The following is a 17790-nucleotide window of genomic DNA, read 5'->3' on the forward strand; positions in this document are numbered from 1 at the left end:
CTAGTGCTGCTGTGCAAGACACTCGCGCAATGCGTCTTGCCAGTGTGGCTGGCTGACGTGCCACTGTTGCTGCAAGCGGCTGCAATCGAGGCGTGAGTTCAAGGGGCGCTTGGCGGGCGTCGGGTAGGCGCTGGATGGGATCGCCTCCAGTTCGGCACAGGCTTTGCCATCGGCGTGCAGGTGCTCGCCAATCGCCTGAGCGAAGCCGAACCACGATGTTTCACCTTGGGCGGTGAGGTGATAAATACCCCATTCTCCCGCCTCGCCGGCCAGCCAGCGCTCGATCAGTGCGCGGGTGCTGCCGGCAATGGTCCCGGCCCATGTTGGCGCGCCGATCTGGTCAGCCACGATGCGCATCTGCGGTTTCTCTTGCAGCAGGCGTTGCATGGTCAGCAGGAAATTCTTGCCCTGGTTGGAGTAGACCCAACTGGTACGCAGGATCAGGTATTGACCGCCCGCCGCCGCAATGGCCTGCTCGCCCGCCAGCTTACTCTGGCCGTAGACGCTCAACGGGTTCGGCGTGTCGGCTTCGGTGTAGGGCGCAGGCTTGCTGCCGTCGAACACATAGTCGGTGGAGTAGTGAATCAGTGGAATCCCCAGGGCCTTGGCTTCCTGCGCAAGGATGCCGGGGGCGATGGCGTTGATGGCGAATGCGGCGTCTGGTTCGCTTTCGGCTTGGTCGACTGCGGTGTGGGCGGCGGCGTTGATGATCAGGTCGGGGCGATGGGCGCGGATCTGCTCGCGGATCTGGTCCGGTTTGGCCAGGTCGAGCTGGTTGCTGCCGATCACTATCAATTCGCCCAGCCCCTGAAGGTGCGCTTGCAGTGCCTGGGAGACTTGGCCATGTTGGCCGGTAATCAGGATCTTCATGGGAACAGATCGGCGTCCATCAGCAGTTTGCCCGCCTGGTCCTTGGCGGACAGTTGCGGCGGCTCGTTCAGCTCCCAGTCGATAGCCAGCGTCGGGTCATTCCACAGGATGCTGCGCTCGGCGCTCGGCTGGTAGTAGTCGGTGGTCTTGTACAGGAACTCGGCGTAGTCGCTCAGCACCACAAACCCATGGGCAAACCCTTCCGGTACCCACAACTGGCGACGGTTCTGTGCCGACAGACGTACGCCCACCCATTGGCCGAAGTTCGGCGAACTGCGGCGAATGTCCACGGCGACATCGAGCACTTCGCCAGCGGTGACACGCACGAGTTTGCCTTGGGTGTGCTCCAGTTGGTAATGCAGGCCTCGCAGCACATTTTTTTGCGAGCGCGAGTGGTTGTCCTGGACGAACTCGCGCCTGAGCCCGGTAGCCTCTGCAAAGGCTCGGGCGTTGAAGCTTTCGTAGAAAAAGCCGCGTTCGTCACCGAATACTTTTGGTTCGAGGATCAATACACCGGGAAGTGAGGTGTCGATGATATTCACTGGTTGTCTCCCGCCAGGGAATACAGGTACTGACCATAACCGGTCTTGCCGAAGTATTTGGCGCGCTCCAACAAATGGTCGCGGTCGATCCAGCCGTTGCCGTAGGCGATTTCTTCAAGGCACGCCACTTTGAGACCTTGGCGACGCTCGATGGTCTGCACGTACTGCGACGCGTCCAGCAAACTGTCGTGGGTGCCGGTATCCAGCCAGGCGAAACCTCGACCGAAGCGCTCCACCTGCAAGTCGCCGCGCTTGAGATAAGCGTTGTTGACGTCGGTGATTTCCAGTTCGCCACGGGCGGAGGGTTTGACCGCCTTGGCGATGCTGACCACGTCGTTGTCGTAAAAATACAGGCCGGTGACGGCATAGCTGGATTTCGGTACAGCGGGTTTTTCTTCGATGGACAGGGCGCGGCCTTCGCTGTCGAAGTCGATCACACCGAAGCGCTCCGGGTCTTTAACCCAATAGCCAAACACCGTGGCACCTTTGCCGCGATTGACCGCCGCATGCAACTGCTCGCTGAAACGCTGGCCGTGGAAAATGTTGTCGCCCAGGATCAGGCACACGGGGTTGTTGCCGATGAACTGCTCGCCAATTAGGAAGGCTTGCGCCAGCCCGTCCGGCTTCGGTTGTTCGGCGTAGCTGAACGTCACGCCAAACTGGCTACCGTCACCCAGCAGGTTGCGGTATTGCGGTAAGTCCGCCGGCGTGGAAATCACCAGAATTTCTTTGATGCCTGCCAGCATCAGTACCGAGATCGGGTAGTAAATCATCGGCTTGTCGTAGACCGGCAGCAGTTGTTTGGAGACACCCAGGGTGATGGGGTGCAAGCGTGTGCCGGAGCCACCGGCCAATACGATTCCTTTCATGCAATCAGATCCCTCGTGTCGGTATTGCCCAATCGTTCACCTTGATAACTCCCATCCTGAACCCTGCGGCACCATTCCAGGTTATCGAGGTACCACTGCACGGTTTTGCGCAGCCCGGTTTCAAAGGTTTCTTCGGGTACCCAGCCCAGTTCGCGTTCGATTTTGCTGGCGTCGATCGCGTAGCGTTGGTCGTGGCCGGGACGGTCTTTCACGAACGTGATCAGGTCGGCGTATTTCTCCACACCGTGCGGAGGGTGGGGTGCCAATTCCTCCAGCAGGCTGCAGATGCTGCGCACAACATCGATGTTCTTCTGCTCGTTGTGGCCGCCGATGTTGTAGGTCTCGCCGACTACGCCGTGCGTCACGACGGTGAGCAACGCTCGGGCGTGGTCCTCGACAAACAGCCAGTCGCGCACTTGCAAGCCATCACCATAGACCGGCAAAGGCTTGCCCGCGAGAGCGTTGAGGATCACCAGCGGAATCAACTTTTCAGGAAAGTGGAAGGGGCCGTAGTTGTTGGAGCAATTGGTCAGCAACACGGGCAGGCCGTAGGTGCGTTGCCAGGCGCGGACCAAGTGGTCGGACGCGGCTTTGCTGGCAGAGTAGGGCGAGCTGGGCGCGTAGGGCGTGGTTTCGGTGAACAGATCGTCCACGCCGTGTAGGTCGCCGTAGACCTCGTCGGTAGAAATATGGTGGAAGCGAAACGTGCTCTTGTCTGGCCCGGAAAGGGTTTGCCAGTAGCCGCGGGCGGCTTCCAGCAGGCTGTAGGTGCCGACGATATTGGTCTGGATAAAATCCGACGGGCCGTCAATCGAACGATCGACGTGGGATTCGGCGGCCAGATGCATGATCGCTTGAGGCTCGAAGCGCGCGAGCACTGCGCTGACGGTGGCTTGGTCGATGATATCGGCCTGTACGAACTCATAGCGGCTATTGGCCGCGATACTGGTCAGCGATTCCAGATTGCCGGCGTAGGTGAGTTTGTCCAGGTTGAGCACTTCGTGCTCGGTGTGCTGAATCAGATGACGTATCAAAGCAGAACCGATAAAACCGGCGCCACCGGTAATGAGAATGCGCATGACTGGGGCCCTTTTCCTTAGGCGGACGTTTAGCGAATGGAGCATAGCTTGTGTTGTGGCGCTGGTCAGGACCGTGTGCATGTGGGGGTTGCGCAAGCCCCCTGAACAATGGCGATATACACGTCTAAAAAACGGCCTTTCTGGCACGTTGCAGTCATTGGGCAGCCAGCAAGACCTCAATTACAAAGTCGACAGCTCCCGCGGCCGGTTTGTTCTGAAAATCTGCCGGGGCGACTACGCCGCTGTGGAGTTGCAGGCCCAGCTCGCAGCCCTCAACACACTGCAGGGCGTTCGCGTACCCAAGGTCATCAAGGCGCTGAGCAGGTTTACGGGTTGGTTCGCGCTCAGGGCGGCGTCTGCATCGCCGATGAAGTGCAGGTGGGCTATGGCCGCATGGGGCATTTTTTCTGGGGCTTTGAAGAGCAGGGCGTTGTACCTGACATCATCACCATGGCCAAGGGCATGGGCAACGGCCAGCCGTTGGGTGCAGTGATTACCCGGCGGGAAATCGCCGAGGCACTGGAGGCTGGAGGGTATTTCTTCTCGTCGTCGGGGGCAGCCCGGTGAGTTGCCGCATCGGCATGGCGGTGCTGGACGTGATGGAGGAAGAAAAACTGTGGGAAAACGCCAAAGTTGTCGGAGGGCATTTCAAGGCGCGGTTGGAAGCACTGATTGATCGCCATCCCTTGGTGGGCGCGGTTCACAGTTCCGGTTTTTATCTTGGCCTGGAGTTGGTTCGCGATCGACAAACCCTGGAACCGGCGACCGAAGAGACCACGTTGCTATGTGACCGCCTGCGCGCGTTGGGGATTTTCATGCAACCTACTGGTGACTACCTGAACATCCTCAAGATCAAGCCGCCGATGGTTACGTCTAAACGCAGCGTGGATTTTTTTGTCGACATGTTGTCGAAGGTACTCGATGAGCAACTGTAATTAATCGATTGTTATCGGCTATTACCTGTCATATTTATCGATCATGCTTTTTGATCGCTTTTAAAGCCGATTTTTATCCGTTATAAAGTCGGCCTTTTCCCCCATTCGGAGTCCTGATCGCCATGACCACCCTGCACAGCACCCCCCGCGCCGATGGCTTCCATATGCCCGCCGAATGGGCACCACAGACGCAAACCTGGATGGTCTGGCCCGAGCGCCCGGACAACTGGCGTCTGGGGGGTAAACCGGCGCAGGCGGCTCATGTGGCAGTGGCCAAGGCCATCGCGCGTTTTGAGCCGGTGACCGTGGCGGTTTCTGCCGGCCAGTACGAAAACGCCCGCGCTCGTTTGGACGTGCCGAATATTCGTGTGGTGGAAATGTCCAGCGATGACGCCTGGGTACGCGACACTGGCCCGACGTTCGTGATCAACAACAGCGGCGAAGTGCGCGGCGTGAACTGGGATTTCAACGCCTGGGGTGGTTTTGATGGCGGCCTCTACTCGCCGTGGAATCGCGACTCGCAGGTGGGTGGCAAGATCCTCGAAATCGAGCGAGCACCGCGTTATCGCACCGAAGGTTTTGTGCTGGAAGGCGGTTCGATCCATGTCGATGGCGAAGGCACCCTGATCACTACTGAAGAATGCCTGCTCAACCGCAATCGCAACCCGCACCTTGACCGTGCCGAGATCGAAGCGGTGCTCAGCGCCAACTTGGCTGTGGATAAGATCATCTGGCTGCCGGACGGTCTGTTCAACGACGAAACCGACGGCCATGTGGATAACTTCTGCTGCTACGTGCGCCCAGGTGAAGTGTTGTTGGCGTGGACCGACGATGCGCAAGACCCGAACTACGCCCGCTGCCACGCGGCGATGGACGTGCTGCAAAGCAGCACCGACGCTCAGGGCCGCCCATTCACAGTGCACAAAATGCCGATCCCAGGGCCGTTGTATGCCACTGAAGAAGAATGCGCAGGTGTTGACCCGGTGGACGGCACCCAGGAACGTAATCCGACCGTGCGGTTAGCCGGTTCCTACGTCAACTTCCTGATCGTCAACGGCGGCATCATCGCGCCAAGCTTCGACGACCCGCTGGACAACGAAGCCAAGGCCATCCTGCAGAACCTGTTCCCGCAACACGAAGTGGTGATGGTGCCGGGCCGTGAACTGTTACTGGGTGGCGGTAATATCCACTGTCTGACCCAGCAGCAGCCCGCCCCGCACAAAAACTGAGTGCAGTTGTAACAGCGCCTTTCCGGCGGCCGGGTGCTACTCGGTTTCAGCGTCTGCAGCAAGCCCGCGGCCCAGTAAGGCCGCGGGCTTTTTTGTGCCCATAAGCCCGTAAGCACGCGACATTGGCATAGCTCTTGTATCGGTGTTGCCTCAGTGGCCCAAGGTGATAACTGCACAGTTCTGTCATAAACCTTGAGTAAGTTAGCCGCTCAAGCAGTAGGAGAGAGCGCTGAAATGAACGCCGATATCAACCCGATCTACACGCGCACCTTCCACCCTTTACGGGTTAACAACGATACGATCCATGCGCTGGGGCACTGGTTGAAGGAACACGGCGCGCGGCAGGTCCGGCGGCAATCGGATCTGCGCAGCGTGATGAGTGAACGCTACCCGGTAGGGTTGTTCAGTGATGATGAAGTGCACGCGTTGTGTGACCTGCTCAAAAACTGAACAACACGGCCATCAAAGGTTTGAGCGAGCCAGCTGCGGCGAGGGGGCTCGCCTGCGTTGTGCGGCGAAGCAGCCCCTCCCACACTTAAATTAAAAGCTGTAAGTCCCCGTCACCACTAGGTTACGCGGCTCCCCCGGCTGAATCTGCGCCACACTGGTTGCTGATTCGTAGTAAGTCTTGTCGGTAATGTTGTTCAGCGCCGCCCGCACGTCCCATTCTTTATGGCGGAACCCGACCAGCGCATCCCAACTGCCATAACCCGGTAGGACCACGGTGTTGAGACTGTCGGCATAACGGTCGCCCACCAGCGTCAGGCCGGTTTCTGCGTACCAGCCCATTTCCGGTTTCCAGGTGATAAACAGACTGGCATTGCGCTTGGCGACGTCGCTGACGCGCTTGCCTTCAAAGCCATTGTTGTCCTTCTCGACCTTGGCATCCTGCACGCCAACACCGCCGCGTACATACCAATTGCCGACGATCTTGCCGGTGGCCGTCAGCTCCACGCCACGCGAACGCTGAAGGCCGCTGAGCAGGATGATGGTGCGGTCAAGCGGGTCGTTGGTGCGGCGGTTGTAGAGTTCCAGTTCGTACACCGCCAGAGTGGTGCTCAGGCGGTCGTCGAGCCAGTCACTCTTCACGCCGATTTCTTTCTGCTTGGTCAGCTCGGGGCTCAGGTCGTTGACGCTGCCGGCGGCGTTCGGGGTGATGCCGATCAAACCACCCCCTGCCGGTGAGAACGTCTTGCTCCACGAGGCATAGAACGAGTGGTTTTCCAGAGGCGTCCACACCAGGCCGAAACGTGGGCTGGCCTTGCGGCTGTCGACCCCCTCCTGAACATTGAGCAGCTTGTTTTTGGTGCTCACTTCAAACACGTCGTAACGCACGCCGGCCAGCACTTGCCATTGATCATTCAGCCGCAGTTGGTCCTGGACGTAAATGGCGCGGCTTTCGACTTCGGTGTGGTTGTTGCTCGACACGCTCATCCGCCCGGTATGGCTCAAATGACGATTCGGCTGGTTGAGGTCAATGGCCGGCACGGTCAGGCCACCACTGTATAGCTTTGGATCGCGACGTTGGCTGCCCAGCTCAAGGCCAGTGAGCAGGCGGTGTTCCAGGCCATAGGTACTGAAACTGCCTTCGAGCTCGACGTTGTTGAAAATGTTGAGGGTGGTCAGGTCCTGTTGCCAGCGTTGGCGCGTCACGCGGTTGTTCGCAGGGTTGTAGCCGGTTTGGTAGGTATTGTCGAAATCGCTGTCGAGCTTGAACACGCCCAGCGTCTGGCGCAGTTGCCAGTTGTCGTTGAGCTCGTAGGTGAGCTTGGAGCGCAGGGACTGGGTTTTGTCGTCGATGTAATCGCGGCTGTCGCCGTAGGTGGTGCTGCGGCTCACATCCGCTGGGCGCCCGTTGACGCCGGGCACGCCGCGATCAGGCGTGCGGTTGTAGCGGCTGTATTCGTATTGCACCAGCCAGTTCAGGTCAGGCGTGAGTTGCCAGCTCATGGACGGTGCAAACAGTTGGCGGCTGCCGCTGACGTCGTCGCGAAAGCTGTTGTTGTCCTGGTTACCCATGTTCAGGCGCAGGCTGATGTTATCGGTGGGGTCAGTGCTCAGGTCGGCATACAGGCTGCGCAAATCGTTGCTGCCGCCTTGCGCCTCGATGCTCGATTTGTGCCCGGCCGTTGGCAACTTGCTCACGCGGTTGACGATCCCTCCCTGACCGCCTCGCCCGTAAAGCACTGCTGCCGGGCCTTTGAGCACTTCGATGCGCTCGATGTTATGCAGGTCGCGCACGTACTGGCTGTCGTCGCGAATGCCGTCCAGGTAGAAGTCATTGCTCGCGTCAAAACCACGGATGCGCACACTGTCGAAACGTGTATCGGCGCCGCTGCTCACGTTGGGGATGCCGCTCAACGCCTGGCCCAGGTCGTTGGTGCCGTAGGACCGCAGGTTCTCAGTCTTCACCGAATCAATAGCCTGAGGCACATAACGCACGGGAGTGGCAGTGCGTGTGGCGGTGCTGGTTTCCTTGATGCGCGGGTCATCTTCGTCAGCTTCGGCGCTGATCGAGGTCTCGGGCAAGGTGGTGGCCGCACAGGCAAAACCGGCAGACAGCAGAACAGAAAGCCCAAGAGTCATGGGTGTCAGGCGAGGGGCAGGCATTGGGAAAAGTATCCAAAATGTTTGGGAGGAGAAATCGCGCTAATGGTAATGCTTTGCATTTGCGCACGTTATCTATTACCAAACGTATCCACTTTGATATGTGTTACTGGATGTGTTTTTTTCTTGTATGCGACGAGAATTTTGTCGTTTTCAGACAGGCTATAGGCCTTTGCTTAGAATTATTTCGCCTAAATACAGACGATTCGCGAAATTGACACATAGTTCAACCCGCGACTAGGATTGCGCCCAACGCCTGTGGCTAACCGCCATGACTCATCTAATAAAAAAAGGCCCGCGGCATGTTCAGTCGTCCGCGGGCCTTCTTTTTTCCGGAAAAGTCGACACCAGAAAAGCGACATGGAGCCTGGTGTCACAGTGCGTACTCAACCAGAAATAAGGAATACAAGAAAATGTTGAAGCAACGGATGAGTCTGATCGCTCTGGGGATTTTGAGCGCATCGGCAGCAATGGCAAACGACCAGGAGCAATCCAAGGGTTTCGTTGAAGACAGCCACCTGAACATCGCAGCACGTAACGCTTACATCAGCCGTGACTACAAAAACGGCAAGCAAGACAAAGCCGAATGGGGCCAGGGCTTCATCGGCAAGTTTGAGTCCGGCTTCACCCAAGGCACCGTTGGTGTGGGTGTGGACGTGATCGGTCAGTACGCTATCCGTCTGGACGGTGGTAAAGGCCGCAGCGGCGCGGGCGGTATTAACTTCTTCAAGCAAGGTGACAGCGGCGCAGCAGCCGACGACCTGGCCAAGGGCGGCGCCGCGGTGAAGTTCCGCGTATCGAACACCGTGCTCAAGTACGGCGATCAAATGCCGGCCGTTCCTGTGCTGCAGTACGACAACTCTCGTCTGTTGTCGGAAACCTACACCGGTACCTCGATCGTTTCCAAAGAGATCGAAGGTCTGCAACTGGACGCAGGTCGCTTCACCAAGGAAGCCCAAAAAGGTGCTGAAGGCACCGACAGCGGTAACCTGAAGAACATCAGCTACCTGGGCGGCAGCTACAAGTTCACCGAAAGCCTGTCGGCTGCGCTGTACGCTTCCGACATGCAAGACGTGCTGAAGAAGCAATACGTCAACGTCAACTACGTGCTGGCCCTGCCAGAGAAACAGTCGCTGACCTTTGATTTCAACGGCTACAAAACCAAGCTGGACAGGAGCTTCGCCGAGCAACGCGGTAATGGCGACGCGCGCGACAACAAAATCTGGAGCCTGGGCGCTACATGGGCTGTTGGTGCGCACAGCTTCACCTTGGCCCATCAGCGCAGTACCGGCGATACCGGTTACCTGTATGGCGGCTACCGTGACAATACCGTGGACACCGGCATCGGCGACGGCGGCAACACCATCCTGCTGGCCAACTCCTACTGGTCCGACTTCAACGGCAAGGACGAGCGCTCCTGGCAAGCCGGCTACGGTCTGGACTTCAGCACCTTCGGCGTGCCTGGCCTGACCTACAACGTGGCCTACGTTCGCGGTACCAACATTGACGACGGCAGTGGCCGTGGCAATGGCACCGAGCGCGAGATCTTCAACCAGTTCAAATACGTCGTTCAGAGCGGCCCAGCCAAAGACCTGAGCCTGCGTGCTCGTGCCTCGTGGTTGCGCGTTTCCAGCAATGCCGACAAGTACAACGTAGGCGGTAACGAAATCCGTCTGTTCGCCGACTACCCGATCAACGTTTTCTAACTGATCGCACGTCGCGCCTGATTCCAGGCGATAAAAAACCCTGACTGGTTCGGGGTTTTTTTATGTGCGCGTATCAGTCCTGGCGGCTCTGCAAAATCGTGCGCGCCAACGCTGCATTCTTGTAGTCGAGCATCAAGGACAACCCTTCATAGGGCTCTATCTTTTTATTGTCGATACAGAGCTGTGCCATCAGCAGCAGCACTTGGCGTTTCTTTTTATTAATTCGCACACCGGGAACGCCGAACGCTGTCTTGCGCGTTGCAGGTAATGGCGCCTCGGGCGTCAATTGAAGCGTTATCCAAATGCCCTGGACGAATTGCAGCGAAATCTCTTCGATATGTTCGATGGGCAGCGGCTGCGCCAGGTTATTGAACACAAAATGTTCCGGCGTCAGGCGCAATGCGGTCTGCGGCGCACGCATGAATCGGCGGATCCCCAGCCACAGCAGGGCCAGCCCAATAACACCCAGGCAAGCGCCCGCGCCGACTGCCGACAGCGGCGTGCCTTTCAAACGCTCCGGGGCGAGCCAGACCCGGCTCAAGATAAACAGTGCAGCCAACACAAAGGGCAGGCCCGACAGCGCCATCAGTACCCCGCGCCACTGTCCTCCTTCATGCAATCTACGATCACCTTCGGTCGAAGCGGCCAGGGTTTCCAGCAGATGGGTATGCGCAGTGTTCTCTGACTCGGCCACTTCCATCACGTCGCCAGACAGCTGCGCGCGCAGGGCCTGTGGTGCGCTGAAGCAGGCATCTATCTGAGCATTCGCCGCGTCGCTATCCACCGCGCGGGTTGCGCTGCGCAGGGCATCGTCCAGCGAAACGTTCAGCGCCTGCAGGCGTTCGCCGTTGGAGGGATGGGAGTCGGTTGGGTGCGGTTGATGAATCGCCAAGGCTTCGGGCGGCAGTTGCAATTGGCACTCACGCAAGCTCGCGAGCACGGCGTCGGGCAGATCTGTCGCCGAGGCAGCGTCACACAGTGCCAGCAGTGAGTCCTCTATGTGCGGTTGCAACACCGACACCCGCAACAGCGCCGACGCCGCAGCTGTGCTGCCAACCAGTCGCGCACCGGCCGCATCCGCCAGCAATTCGCGCTCACGGCTCCAGTGGTTAACCGCGTCATCAAAGCGCTGCATGAAAAACACACCGAACATGAACGACGGCCGCATCAGCCATCCCTGGATAACATCGCTGGCCAGCATCGTGTTCAACAGCGCTTCCAGGCTGCGATTAACCCCGTCGTAGATCGGCAAAAAACGCAGGCTGTATTCCGTGTCTTTCCCAGCAAAGTGCGCCAGCTCATGGCCGATCACCGCGCCGACTTCCTCGCGACTCAACAGGCCCAGGAACAACAGCGGCACATGCAAGGTGCGCCCCTGCAGCGAAGTGTTCGCCGGTTGCACAGTGGCCTCGCTGGACGTCACGTAAAAGCCCTGAGCCAGGCTCACCACAATATGGTCCGGCGGCAGCGCGCCGAGTTTGCCCGCCACTTCGTTCACATGGCGCCACAACCCCGGCGCCTGCTCGGGCGTCACCACCTGCCCGAACATCTCCAGCGGTTCAGGCGTGAACATCCCCAGCATGTGGCGCAACTGTTTAAGCAACTGCCAGATCGAGTACAAGCAAAACGCCGCAATCACCCCCAGCACCGCCATCAGCTTGACCTCACCACTTCCCAGCCGGCCGATATGCCACATCGCCAAGCCTTCGTAGCTCAACGCCAAGGCGACGGTCGCCGCCATTGCCACCACATGGCTCACCAGCACGTAGGGCAACCATCGGCTGCCGATGGAGAACACCTGCAACAATGTTTCGCGCGATTGCTGCGCACGTCGTCCCGCCCAGTGCGTAGCAAGCAACGCGGTTACACCAATCAAAGCGGCGACCAATCCCAGGCCCATCACCCAAAGCGCGATGACGCGCCGTGCATGATTGACGCGTTGCGCAGTGGGCAATTCAGCTTCGTTTCTTTCCAGTCGAGCGATGGCTTCCTGAACGCTGATCAGCCCCTCTGGCGCATCGGCGGTGGGCACAGGTTGCATGGCCGCCACCTCTTGCAACTGTTGTTTATAAGTAACGAGGTGGCGCTGGTAATCAATCGACGCCGCAGTAGCGGACTCCGCCCGCTGGCGCTCCCAGCCACCCAGGGCCGTCAGCAGCAACGGGAAAATCACCAGTAGGAAGATCAACTTCAAAGCGTTCATAGAGGTCCGTTCACAACGCGAGGGAATTGGTTATACCGAAAAAGCGGGAACGACGGGATAGGGGCATTTTGATCTGTTGCCCGCCGATGGCAGGTTCAGGCTGATCAGGGTGGAACTCCAGAAACAACAAAGCCCCTGCATTTCTACAGGGGCTTTGTCTTATATGGCGCGGCCGTCGTCGTCTAAAAGCTAGGTGCGGCGGTGGACTTGGCTGAACGGCAAGCCGAATCGGAGAGCGGGGCAGTGGTGTGCGCTTTAAGAACACTCCCTCTTTATCTAACTGCCTCACCCCTAAAATCGATGGTATCCATAAGGTTTTGGCGGAGTCCACGGAACGCCAAAACGAAAAAACCCGCCAGAAGGCGGGTTTTTCGGGGATTCCAGAGATTTTGAAAGCCTTCTCTGGAACCTTGTATGGTGCGGCACCATGAATCGAATATTTACCTAATTTACTGATTTTTAAAAGATTAAATTTTGAGTGGGCCGCCATCTATCCCTAATCGTACCCCGGAATAAAGATTCAGATGCCTTTGGTTTAGCTCTTTTCAATGTCATCAATCAAGCCAACGCTCAGACCATCGTCCCCTGTAGAGCTGTAATGCGCAACAATAAATGCCTTATACCGATTCACGAAAGTTTCGGGTACGTCATTGTCAACTAGGATTATCTGGCACGGTACTTCCTTTTCCTCCGCCCTCATAGCAATCTTAAGAATATATTCATACATGTTTTGGTACTTGAGCGGATCAGATATTCCTTCTTGAACATCAGCTGTATGGCTTGTCTGCGCTATATATTTTTCTTTGGTTGTTTTCCCAAGATATTTACCCACTGTATCAATCATCAGAAGCCTTGGGTGATTGATTTCAGAGTCGATAGAGTACTCAAGCAGTGAAAGCATAAAACCCACAGATGCAATGGTTCGCAACCCCCCGGATGTGATGTCAATGTAGTCCCGATCCCTGATTATAGGAGCGAAGCTTTTAGGGCTGATACTAATTCCTTCTCGCCTCTTGATATTGACAGTGTTAAGGTATTTTTTCAGGTAGTCGCTGAGTCTGTTTAGAACTTCGGCAATGCTGGGCGCTGATAATTTAAGCTCTGCAAGTCGCTCCTGAAGTTGTTTAATTGATAGTAGCGCATGAGTATACGCGTCGTGGATCTTTTGCTGCTGATTTCGGATGCGGATGTTTCCGACTTGCTGATTTTTTTCTTGCTTACTAGACGCAATTTGTTTGATTAATGTATCTCGTTGAGTAAGAAATGGCGTAATCATTTCTTTAGCTTCGGTGTCTATCATCTCACGCGCACGGTCAAGGTCACCCCTATATGCTGCCTGTTCCTGAGAAAGCTCTCTGTATTTCTGCGCGAGTTCATCAATCAGCGACTGAATACTTTTCTTTTTTTTCTGAAGTGAGCTGAGTTCCTCCAGTAAAGAATCGGTTTCAGTAAGGTTGAAATGCTCGCTTACTTTAGAAGGTGTTAAAGGTGTATCGCATACTGGGCATGGATTGACTGTTATCGCTGTCTCACCAATTCTAGTTTGCGCAATGATAATGCTATTGATTTTCGCGATATCGTTGTCGTAGTCGTTTTTTAATCTTGAATACTTTTCGATTTGTTCGCGAGTTTTAAAAATGTCTTGGGATGCTCTTTTCTCATTGAGCGCAAGTTCATTGAATATTGATTTCAATTCGCCATGATGTTGCGAATTGTAGGTCATGGTCGTATTGATTGCCTCGAGTTCTTTTTCGAGCGCAGTTATTGTTTGTTCAATCTCTGTGATGGCGTCGTCTATCGAGTCGCGGCTTTCATAATCTGTTTCCCTCAGGAATTCAGAGACGGAATTGTATTTCTGAAGTAGGTTGTTGCTTTCTTTTGTGCGCTCAGATATTTGAACTTCAACTTCGGTGATGCTTGAGTCGAGTACGTTGAATATATACTTTAATACTTCTCGATTGCTTGTTGCTTTAATCCAGTTGTTGTTCAGGTCTAAGAAGCTTTTACTGCCCACGTCATCTTGGTTGACGTAGATATACTTAAATAGACTCCGGAAACCTAATCTTTTAACATCCGAATTTGCTTTGGAAGGTGAGACTTTGATTTTTACCTTAGGGAAACCTAAACTATCCAGAAGGAAATCTGAGAAAAAACCGTCAGGCGCGTTCGAGTCTGAAAAGTTTGGGCAGTATTTTTTGGGGAAAAATTCGCTGCATTTACTGAATATACATGGATATACTTCTATGTAATCAGATGGATCATATATATTTCTTTTGATCGTGTATTGTATGTTATTTATTTCTAATTCTAATGCTGCAAAGCTGACTGAAGATTTAACTTCGTCTGCCAGCTCTATCTTGCTTGCTCCAAGGAGATAGCTAATGAACTCTAGGATGCTGGATTTCCCTGTGTCGGAATCACCATATATGATGTTCACACCCGGGAAGAATGGGATGGTGTAAGTTTTACGATGACCAACAAGGTTTAAACTGTTGATGCTAATATTTGGTTTCACTTTCAAATCCTTTTGAATGTAGCATTCAAATAAGAGTTCAGCTTGCTATTTGTTTGGGATTGCAGGGCCGATAGGCTCTCTATCACTTCCGCTGCTGCTGAGAAGTAGTGTGATGTGGTAGTGTGAGTGTTTGTCGAATTTAAGATGTTGAATGAGTTTGTGTGTTCTTGTGTTTGCAAGCCTTTTGTGAACTCCTTCCCTTGCTCACTGAGTAGGTACTTTATAGAGTCTTGGCTTTTAGCTCTCTCACAAATTAACATTCCGCGGGCAGCAAGCTCTTTGATTAGGTGTTTTAACTTTCCTCGATCAAAAAGAATGTCGACGTTTGTCGATAAGCTTTCAATCGTATAGGTGTATTGTGAATTGATTGGCGTAAATTTTTTTTCTGCAAGTTTTAGGATGGTATTTATTTTTGATGGGTTTTTTACTAGATAAAGAAATATTTGAATTTTTTCAAAATCTAAGGTTGCATTCTTTTTTGAAGTCAAACCTAGTTTTTCTATGATTAGAGCAGTTAAAGAAAAGTTAAGGCTAAAGTCATCATCTATTGAGATGTAAGGAAGTGAAGGATTCAATGCTAAACTCCTTTCTTGTCGAGCAAGGTGTCAAGCTTGGTTTTTGATGACCAAACGACAGTGGTATCTCCCCTGTTCGCTAATTGATGTATCATTCCTTTTTTATGTACACTGTCTAAGTCGGTAAGAAGCGACTTTAGATATCCGTTATCTTCGCTCATGATTTTCGAATGCACGCTCGACACAAATTGGTCTGCTGTTGTCGCATTAGCAATGTGGCACTCGTATTCTTGCTGATAGACTTCTCTGACTTTGGTGTAAAGCACCTCGAGAAGTTTTTTGTCGTGATCGCTGGTAAATATCTTGCGTGCTTCCTCAGCATTGAAGAAGTATCCCTTTGCATGGCCAGTAATCGCCTCATGCACTTCCGCAATTACCATTTTTAGAACGAAGAAGTGATCGTCGTACTGGTTATTGTCTTCAAACTGTTGTATTAGTAGTGGTTCTTTATGCATTGAATGAAATTCAGTTATGTATTTTAGGACTGCTTTATATACTGTTTCATTTTCGCTTTTTGGCTTGCAGATGCTAAAGTGATCTTCGTCAACCGCAATAGAATCTTTTTTCTGGCTTTCGATAGCGAGAGCACTTTTCTTGTCCACTACTAAATCATGTGCGGCGTAGATGTATTTTGCTGGTGGTGGGTTCGTTGCGTTCAGCCAATCTCTACTGAACTGGTCTACGGCATCGCTTAGCACACTGAGATCTTTGAGTTGAACGTTAGAGGAGATCAAAGATCCGATATTTGCTATTTTGGCCCCTGAATGGGGTACGGCAAGAGATATGAAGCCTTTTACAGAGGTTGCTTGGGTTTCTTTTAGGTGTCCAAGTATGCAAGCTTTTGATATAAGTCCGCCCATGCTGTGAGCGATAATTATTACTCGACCATAATCGCTTAAGTTTACTTCAAATTCAGTGCGAAGTAGCTCGGCGAGTTCAGTGATCGGTAAGTTTTTTCTGAGTTTATTTAAGGAGCCAAATACCCTTGAGAAAAAACTTTTTGAAACGCCATATGTAGTTGTGAATGTGGTGAAATAATTAAAGCACGCAATGTCGTAATGTTCAGCGAGCTGAGGCTCAGAGGCTAACAAACTAGGGAAAGATGTGTTTTCGTCATGAGACCATGTTTCAATCCCACCCTTCAGTCCGTGTACAAAGAGGATAACATTGGGTTTGTTTTCCTTCTGACCCAATCAATCATGCTCATTTTAAAATTCCTTAATTACCCGCTGTTAGAGGCAAGGGGGATAGCGGTAAACCCTCACACGCTCGGTTTGGCGAATCCCCCCACGATTCCATTTGCTCCAAGGTCAAAGCCACCGGGTCTCTAGCTGTCCCGCTAAAGATGAGTACTCAGGGCAAACTATGTTGCTTGAGATTCTAATAGTAGAAACTCGTTGGATTTTAGAAACATAATGCCATCACTGTCACGATGCAGCTACAGGTCAACAGCAGCACCATCGCTACAGTACCCCACGTCATCCCGCCAAAAATGCTCAGTGTTATCAGGGATCAATGCCCCTGCGACCTGTGAGGGTTGTCCACTAACGCGGGACTGGCGGCTCCTTACGACCGGGAGCTTGGGCATCTCATGATCTGGCCTCCTGAGCACTTCCGAAGAAGTGGGCGGGTGGAGGCTGCGCTGGCTGACGAGACCAGCGCCGCGAGATCCTGAGTCGGGTTAGGCAGTGAAGCGATGACCGGGGCATGCCTGACTGTCAGTCAGGTGAAGTCCATTCCGTGGATTGCGGCACCATCATTTGCATCGCTGTTGCTGGTGACTTCGGTGTTTGTCACGCCGATTGTCACGAGGGGGAATGCCGCAAAGCCTTGTACGAGGTGGGTTGCAGCAGCGGTAGGAGCGCCCGTCTCTTTCCGGGAGAAAGAGACGGGCGCAGGTTGGCGCACGGGAATGGCCAAGCGGATAGGTTGCTGCAGAGCAGCTATGAAAGGGGGATGAGTTGCCGCAGTGGGCACCCTGGTAAAAGTAGGCATCCATCACATCGTTGTGACCGTGCGAGCCGCCGGACGCTAATCGCACTTTGGGAGAACCACCACGGTGTGGCGTAGCCTTTAAGGTTCTGGCTACCTGGGTTGCTCTCAACGACAGCTCTTTGCCCGATCTTTTCTACGCCTGTGGATAATTTGGGCCAAGGCTCGAATTTTCGGGAGTTCTACGGCTGTGGATGAAATTATCCACCGGTGGAAATTCGTGGTTTTCTACAGACAGTTGCGTGGGCTTTAGATTTTTCAGGTGAGGTCCATCCAAACAGGGCGGCTTTGCAGCCCTGTTTGGATGGACCCGCGTGGCAGAGCAGATTGCGAGAGTCTTACGGATGTACGCTTGCTTTACTGCGGCACTTTAAAAGCCAAAGCAGTGTCAGCACCGTCGGCCAAAACAACGTGTTGAGAATGTCGTGAGCGCTTGCCTGCCAGCGCCAGTATCCGAAGCTTCCAATATCGTCTCGCCGGTCTACCCACTCGCCTGCACACGCAATGATGAAAACAACCAGCCAGCCAAGGTATGGCCTGAATCGTCGGGTGCCAACGATCAACGTCAAATAGACCGCCATGCCCAAATAGATATGCAGCGCGTCTTTTGACAGTCCGGTTGCCGACACAATGGCGAGCTTGATGCTTTGTGCGGTTGAGATATCCAT

13 protein-coding genes and 1 pseudogene are annotated in these 17790 nt (G+C 54.2%); 4 read left to right on the forward strand and 10 right to left on the reverse strand.

Annotated features, from left to right (window positions below; translation table 11 throughout):
• The 4 genes from rfbD to rfbB are packed head-to-tail and all read right to left on the reverse strand — an operon-like array spanning position 1 to position 3360.
• Positions 1 to 870 (reverse strand): dTDP-4-dehydrorhamnose reductase, encoded by an 870-nt coding sequence (gene rfbD, locus AOA61_RS16270; protein ID WP_099602144.1) that lies wholly within the window; start codon positions 868 to 870, stop codon positions 1 to 3.
• On the reverse strand, positions 867 to 1412 hold the full coding sequence (rfbC, locus tag AOA61_RS16275; protein ID WP_032884972.1) for a dTDP-4-dehydrorhamnose 3,5-epimerase: 546 nt from the start codon (positions 1410 to 1412) through the stop codon (positions 867 to 869). The genes rfbD and rfbC overlap by 4 nt, the downstream gene beginning before the upstream one ends.
• The gene (gene rfbA, locus AOA61_RS16280) at positions 1409 to 2281 is read right to left on the reverse strand and encodes a glucose-1-phosphate thymidylyltransferase RfbA (protein WP_032884973.1); all 873 of its coding nucleotides are present in this window, start codon (positions 2279 to 2281) and stop codon (positions 1409 to 1411) included. Before rfbA ends, rfbC begins: the two co-directional genes overlap by 4 nt.
• Positions 2278 to 3360, reverse strand: coding sequence for a dTDP-glucose 4,6-dehydratase (rfbB, locus tag AOA61_RS16285; RefSeq protein ID WP_099602145.1), 1083 nt, complete (start codon positions 3358 to 3360; stop codon positions 2278 to 2280). The genes rfbA and rfbB overlap by 4 nt, the downstream gene beginning before the upstream one ends.
• A gap of 318 nt (positions 3361 to 3678) precedes the next feature.
• Between rfbB and AOA61_RS16290 the strand changes: the two are divergent.
• From AOA61_RS16290 to AOA61_RS16300, 3 genes and pseudogenes are all read left to right on the forward strand, one after another.
• Positions 3679 to 4295: pseudogene (locus tag AOA61_RS16290) on the forward strand (aminotransferase class III-fold pyridoxal phosphate-dependent enzyme); the annotation flags it as partial.
• A 122-nt stretch (positions 4296 to 4417) separates the two neighbouring features.
• Positions 4418 to 5524 (forward strand): agmatine deiminase, encoded by a 1107-nt coding sequence (gene aguA, locus AOA61_RS16295; RefSeq protein WP_032884980.1) that lies wholly within the window; start codon positions 4418 to 4420, stop codon positions 5522 to 5524.
• Positions 5525 to 5758: 234 nt separating this feature from the next.
• Positions 5759 to 5974 carry a hypothetical protein gene (locus tag AOA61_RS16300; protein WP_032884982.1) on the forward strand — a complete coding sequence of 72 codons (216 nt, stop codon included), beginning with the start codon at positions 5759 to 5761 and terminating at the stop codon, positions 5972 to 5974.
• A 90-nt stretch (positions 5975 to 6064) separates the two neighbouring features.
• On the opposite strand, the gene AOA61_RS16305 is transcribed toward AOA61_RS16300, so the two are convergent.
• Entirely contained in the window at positions 6065 to 8134 is a 2070-nt protein-coding gene (locus AOA61_RS16305; protein WP_099602146.1) for a TonB-dependent siderophore receptor, read from the reverse strand.
• A gap of 410 nt (positions 8135 to 8544) precedes the next feature.
• On the opposite strand from AOA61_RS16305, the gene AOA61_RS16310 reads away from it, so the two are divergent.
• The gene (locus AOA61_RS16310) at positions 8545 to 9837 is read left to right on the forward strand and encodes an OprD family porin (RefSeq protein ID WP_032884986.1); all 1293 of its coding nucleotides are present in this window, start codon (positions 8545 to 8547) and stop codon (positions 9835 to 9837) included.
• Between the two features lie 73 nt (positions 9838 to 9910).
• Here the strand turns inward: AOA61_RS16310 and AOA61_RS16315 are convergent, their stop codons facing one another.
• From AOA61_RS16315 to AOA61_RS16345, 5 genes are all read right to left on the reverse strand, one after another.
• Complete coding sequence (locus AOA61_RS16315; protein WP_099602147.1) at positions 9911 to 12040, reverse strand: M48 family metallopeptidase; 2130 nt, start codon at positions 12038 to 12040, stop codon at positions 9911 to 9913.
• Positions 12041 to 12575: 535 nt separating this feature from the next.
• On the reverse strand, positions 12576 to 14555 hold the full coding sequence (locus tag AOA61_RS16320; protein WP_099602148.1) for an AAA family ATPase: 1980 nt from the start codon (positions 14553 to 14555) through the stop codon (positions 12576 to 12578).
• A gap of 2 nt (positions 14556 to 14557) precedes the next feature.
• Positions 14558 to 15130 carry an ABC-three component system middle component 4 gene (locus AOA61_RS16325; protein WP_206199226.1) on the reverse strand — a complete coding sequence of 191 codons (573 nt, stop codon included), beginning with the start codon at positions 15128 to 15130 and terminating at the stop codon, positions 14558 to 14560.
• A gap of 2 nt (positions 15131 to 15132) precedes the next feature.
• Positions 15133 to 16323: an ABC-three component system protein gene (locus AOA61_RS16330; RefSeq protein ID WP_206199229.1), complete on the reverse strand. Its 1191-nt coding sequence runs from the start codon at positions 16321 to 16323 to the stop codon at positions 15133 to 15135.
• 1137 nt (positions 16324 to 17460) lie between these two features.
• Positions 17461 to 17790 (reverse strand): hypothetical protein, encoded by a 330-nt coding sequence (locus AOA61_RS16345; protein ID WP_099602149.1) that lies wholly within the window; start codon positions 17788 to 17790, stop codon positions 17461 to 17463.

The sequence above is a fragment of the Pseudomonas sp. 2995-1 genome (genome assembly GCF_002742505.1).
Taxonomy (GTDB): domain Bacteria; phylum Pseudomonadota; class Gammaproteobacteria; order Pseudomonadales; family Pseudomonadaceae; genus Aquipseudomonas; species Aquipseudomonas sivasensis.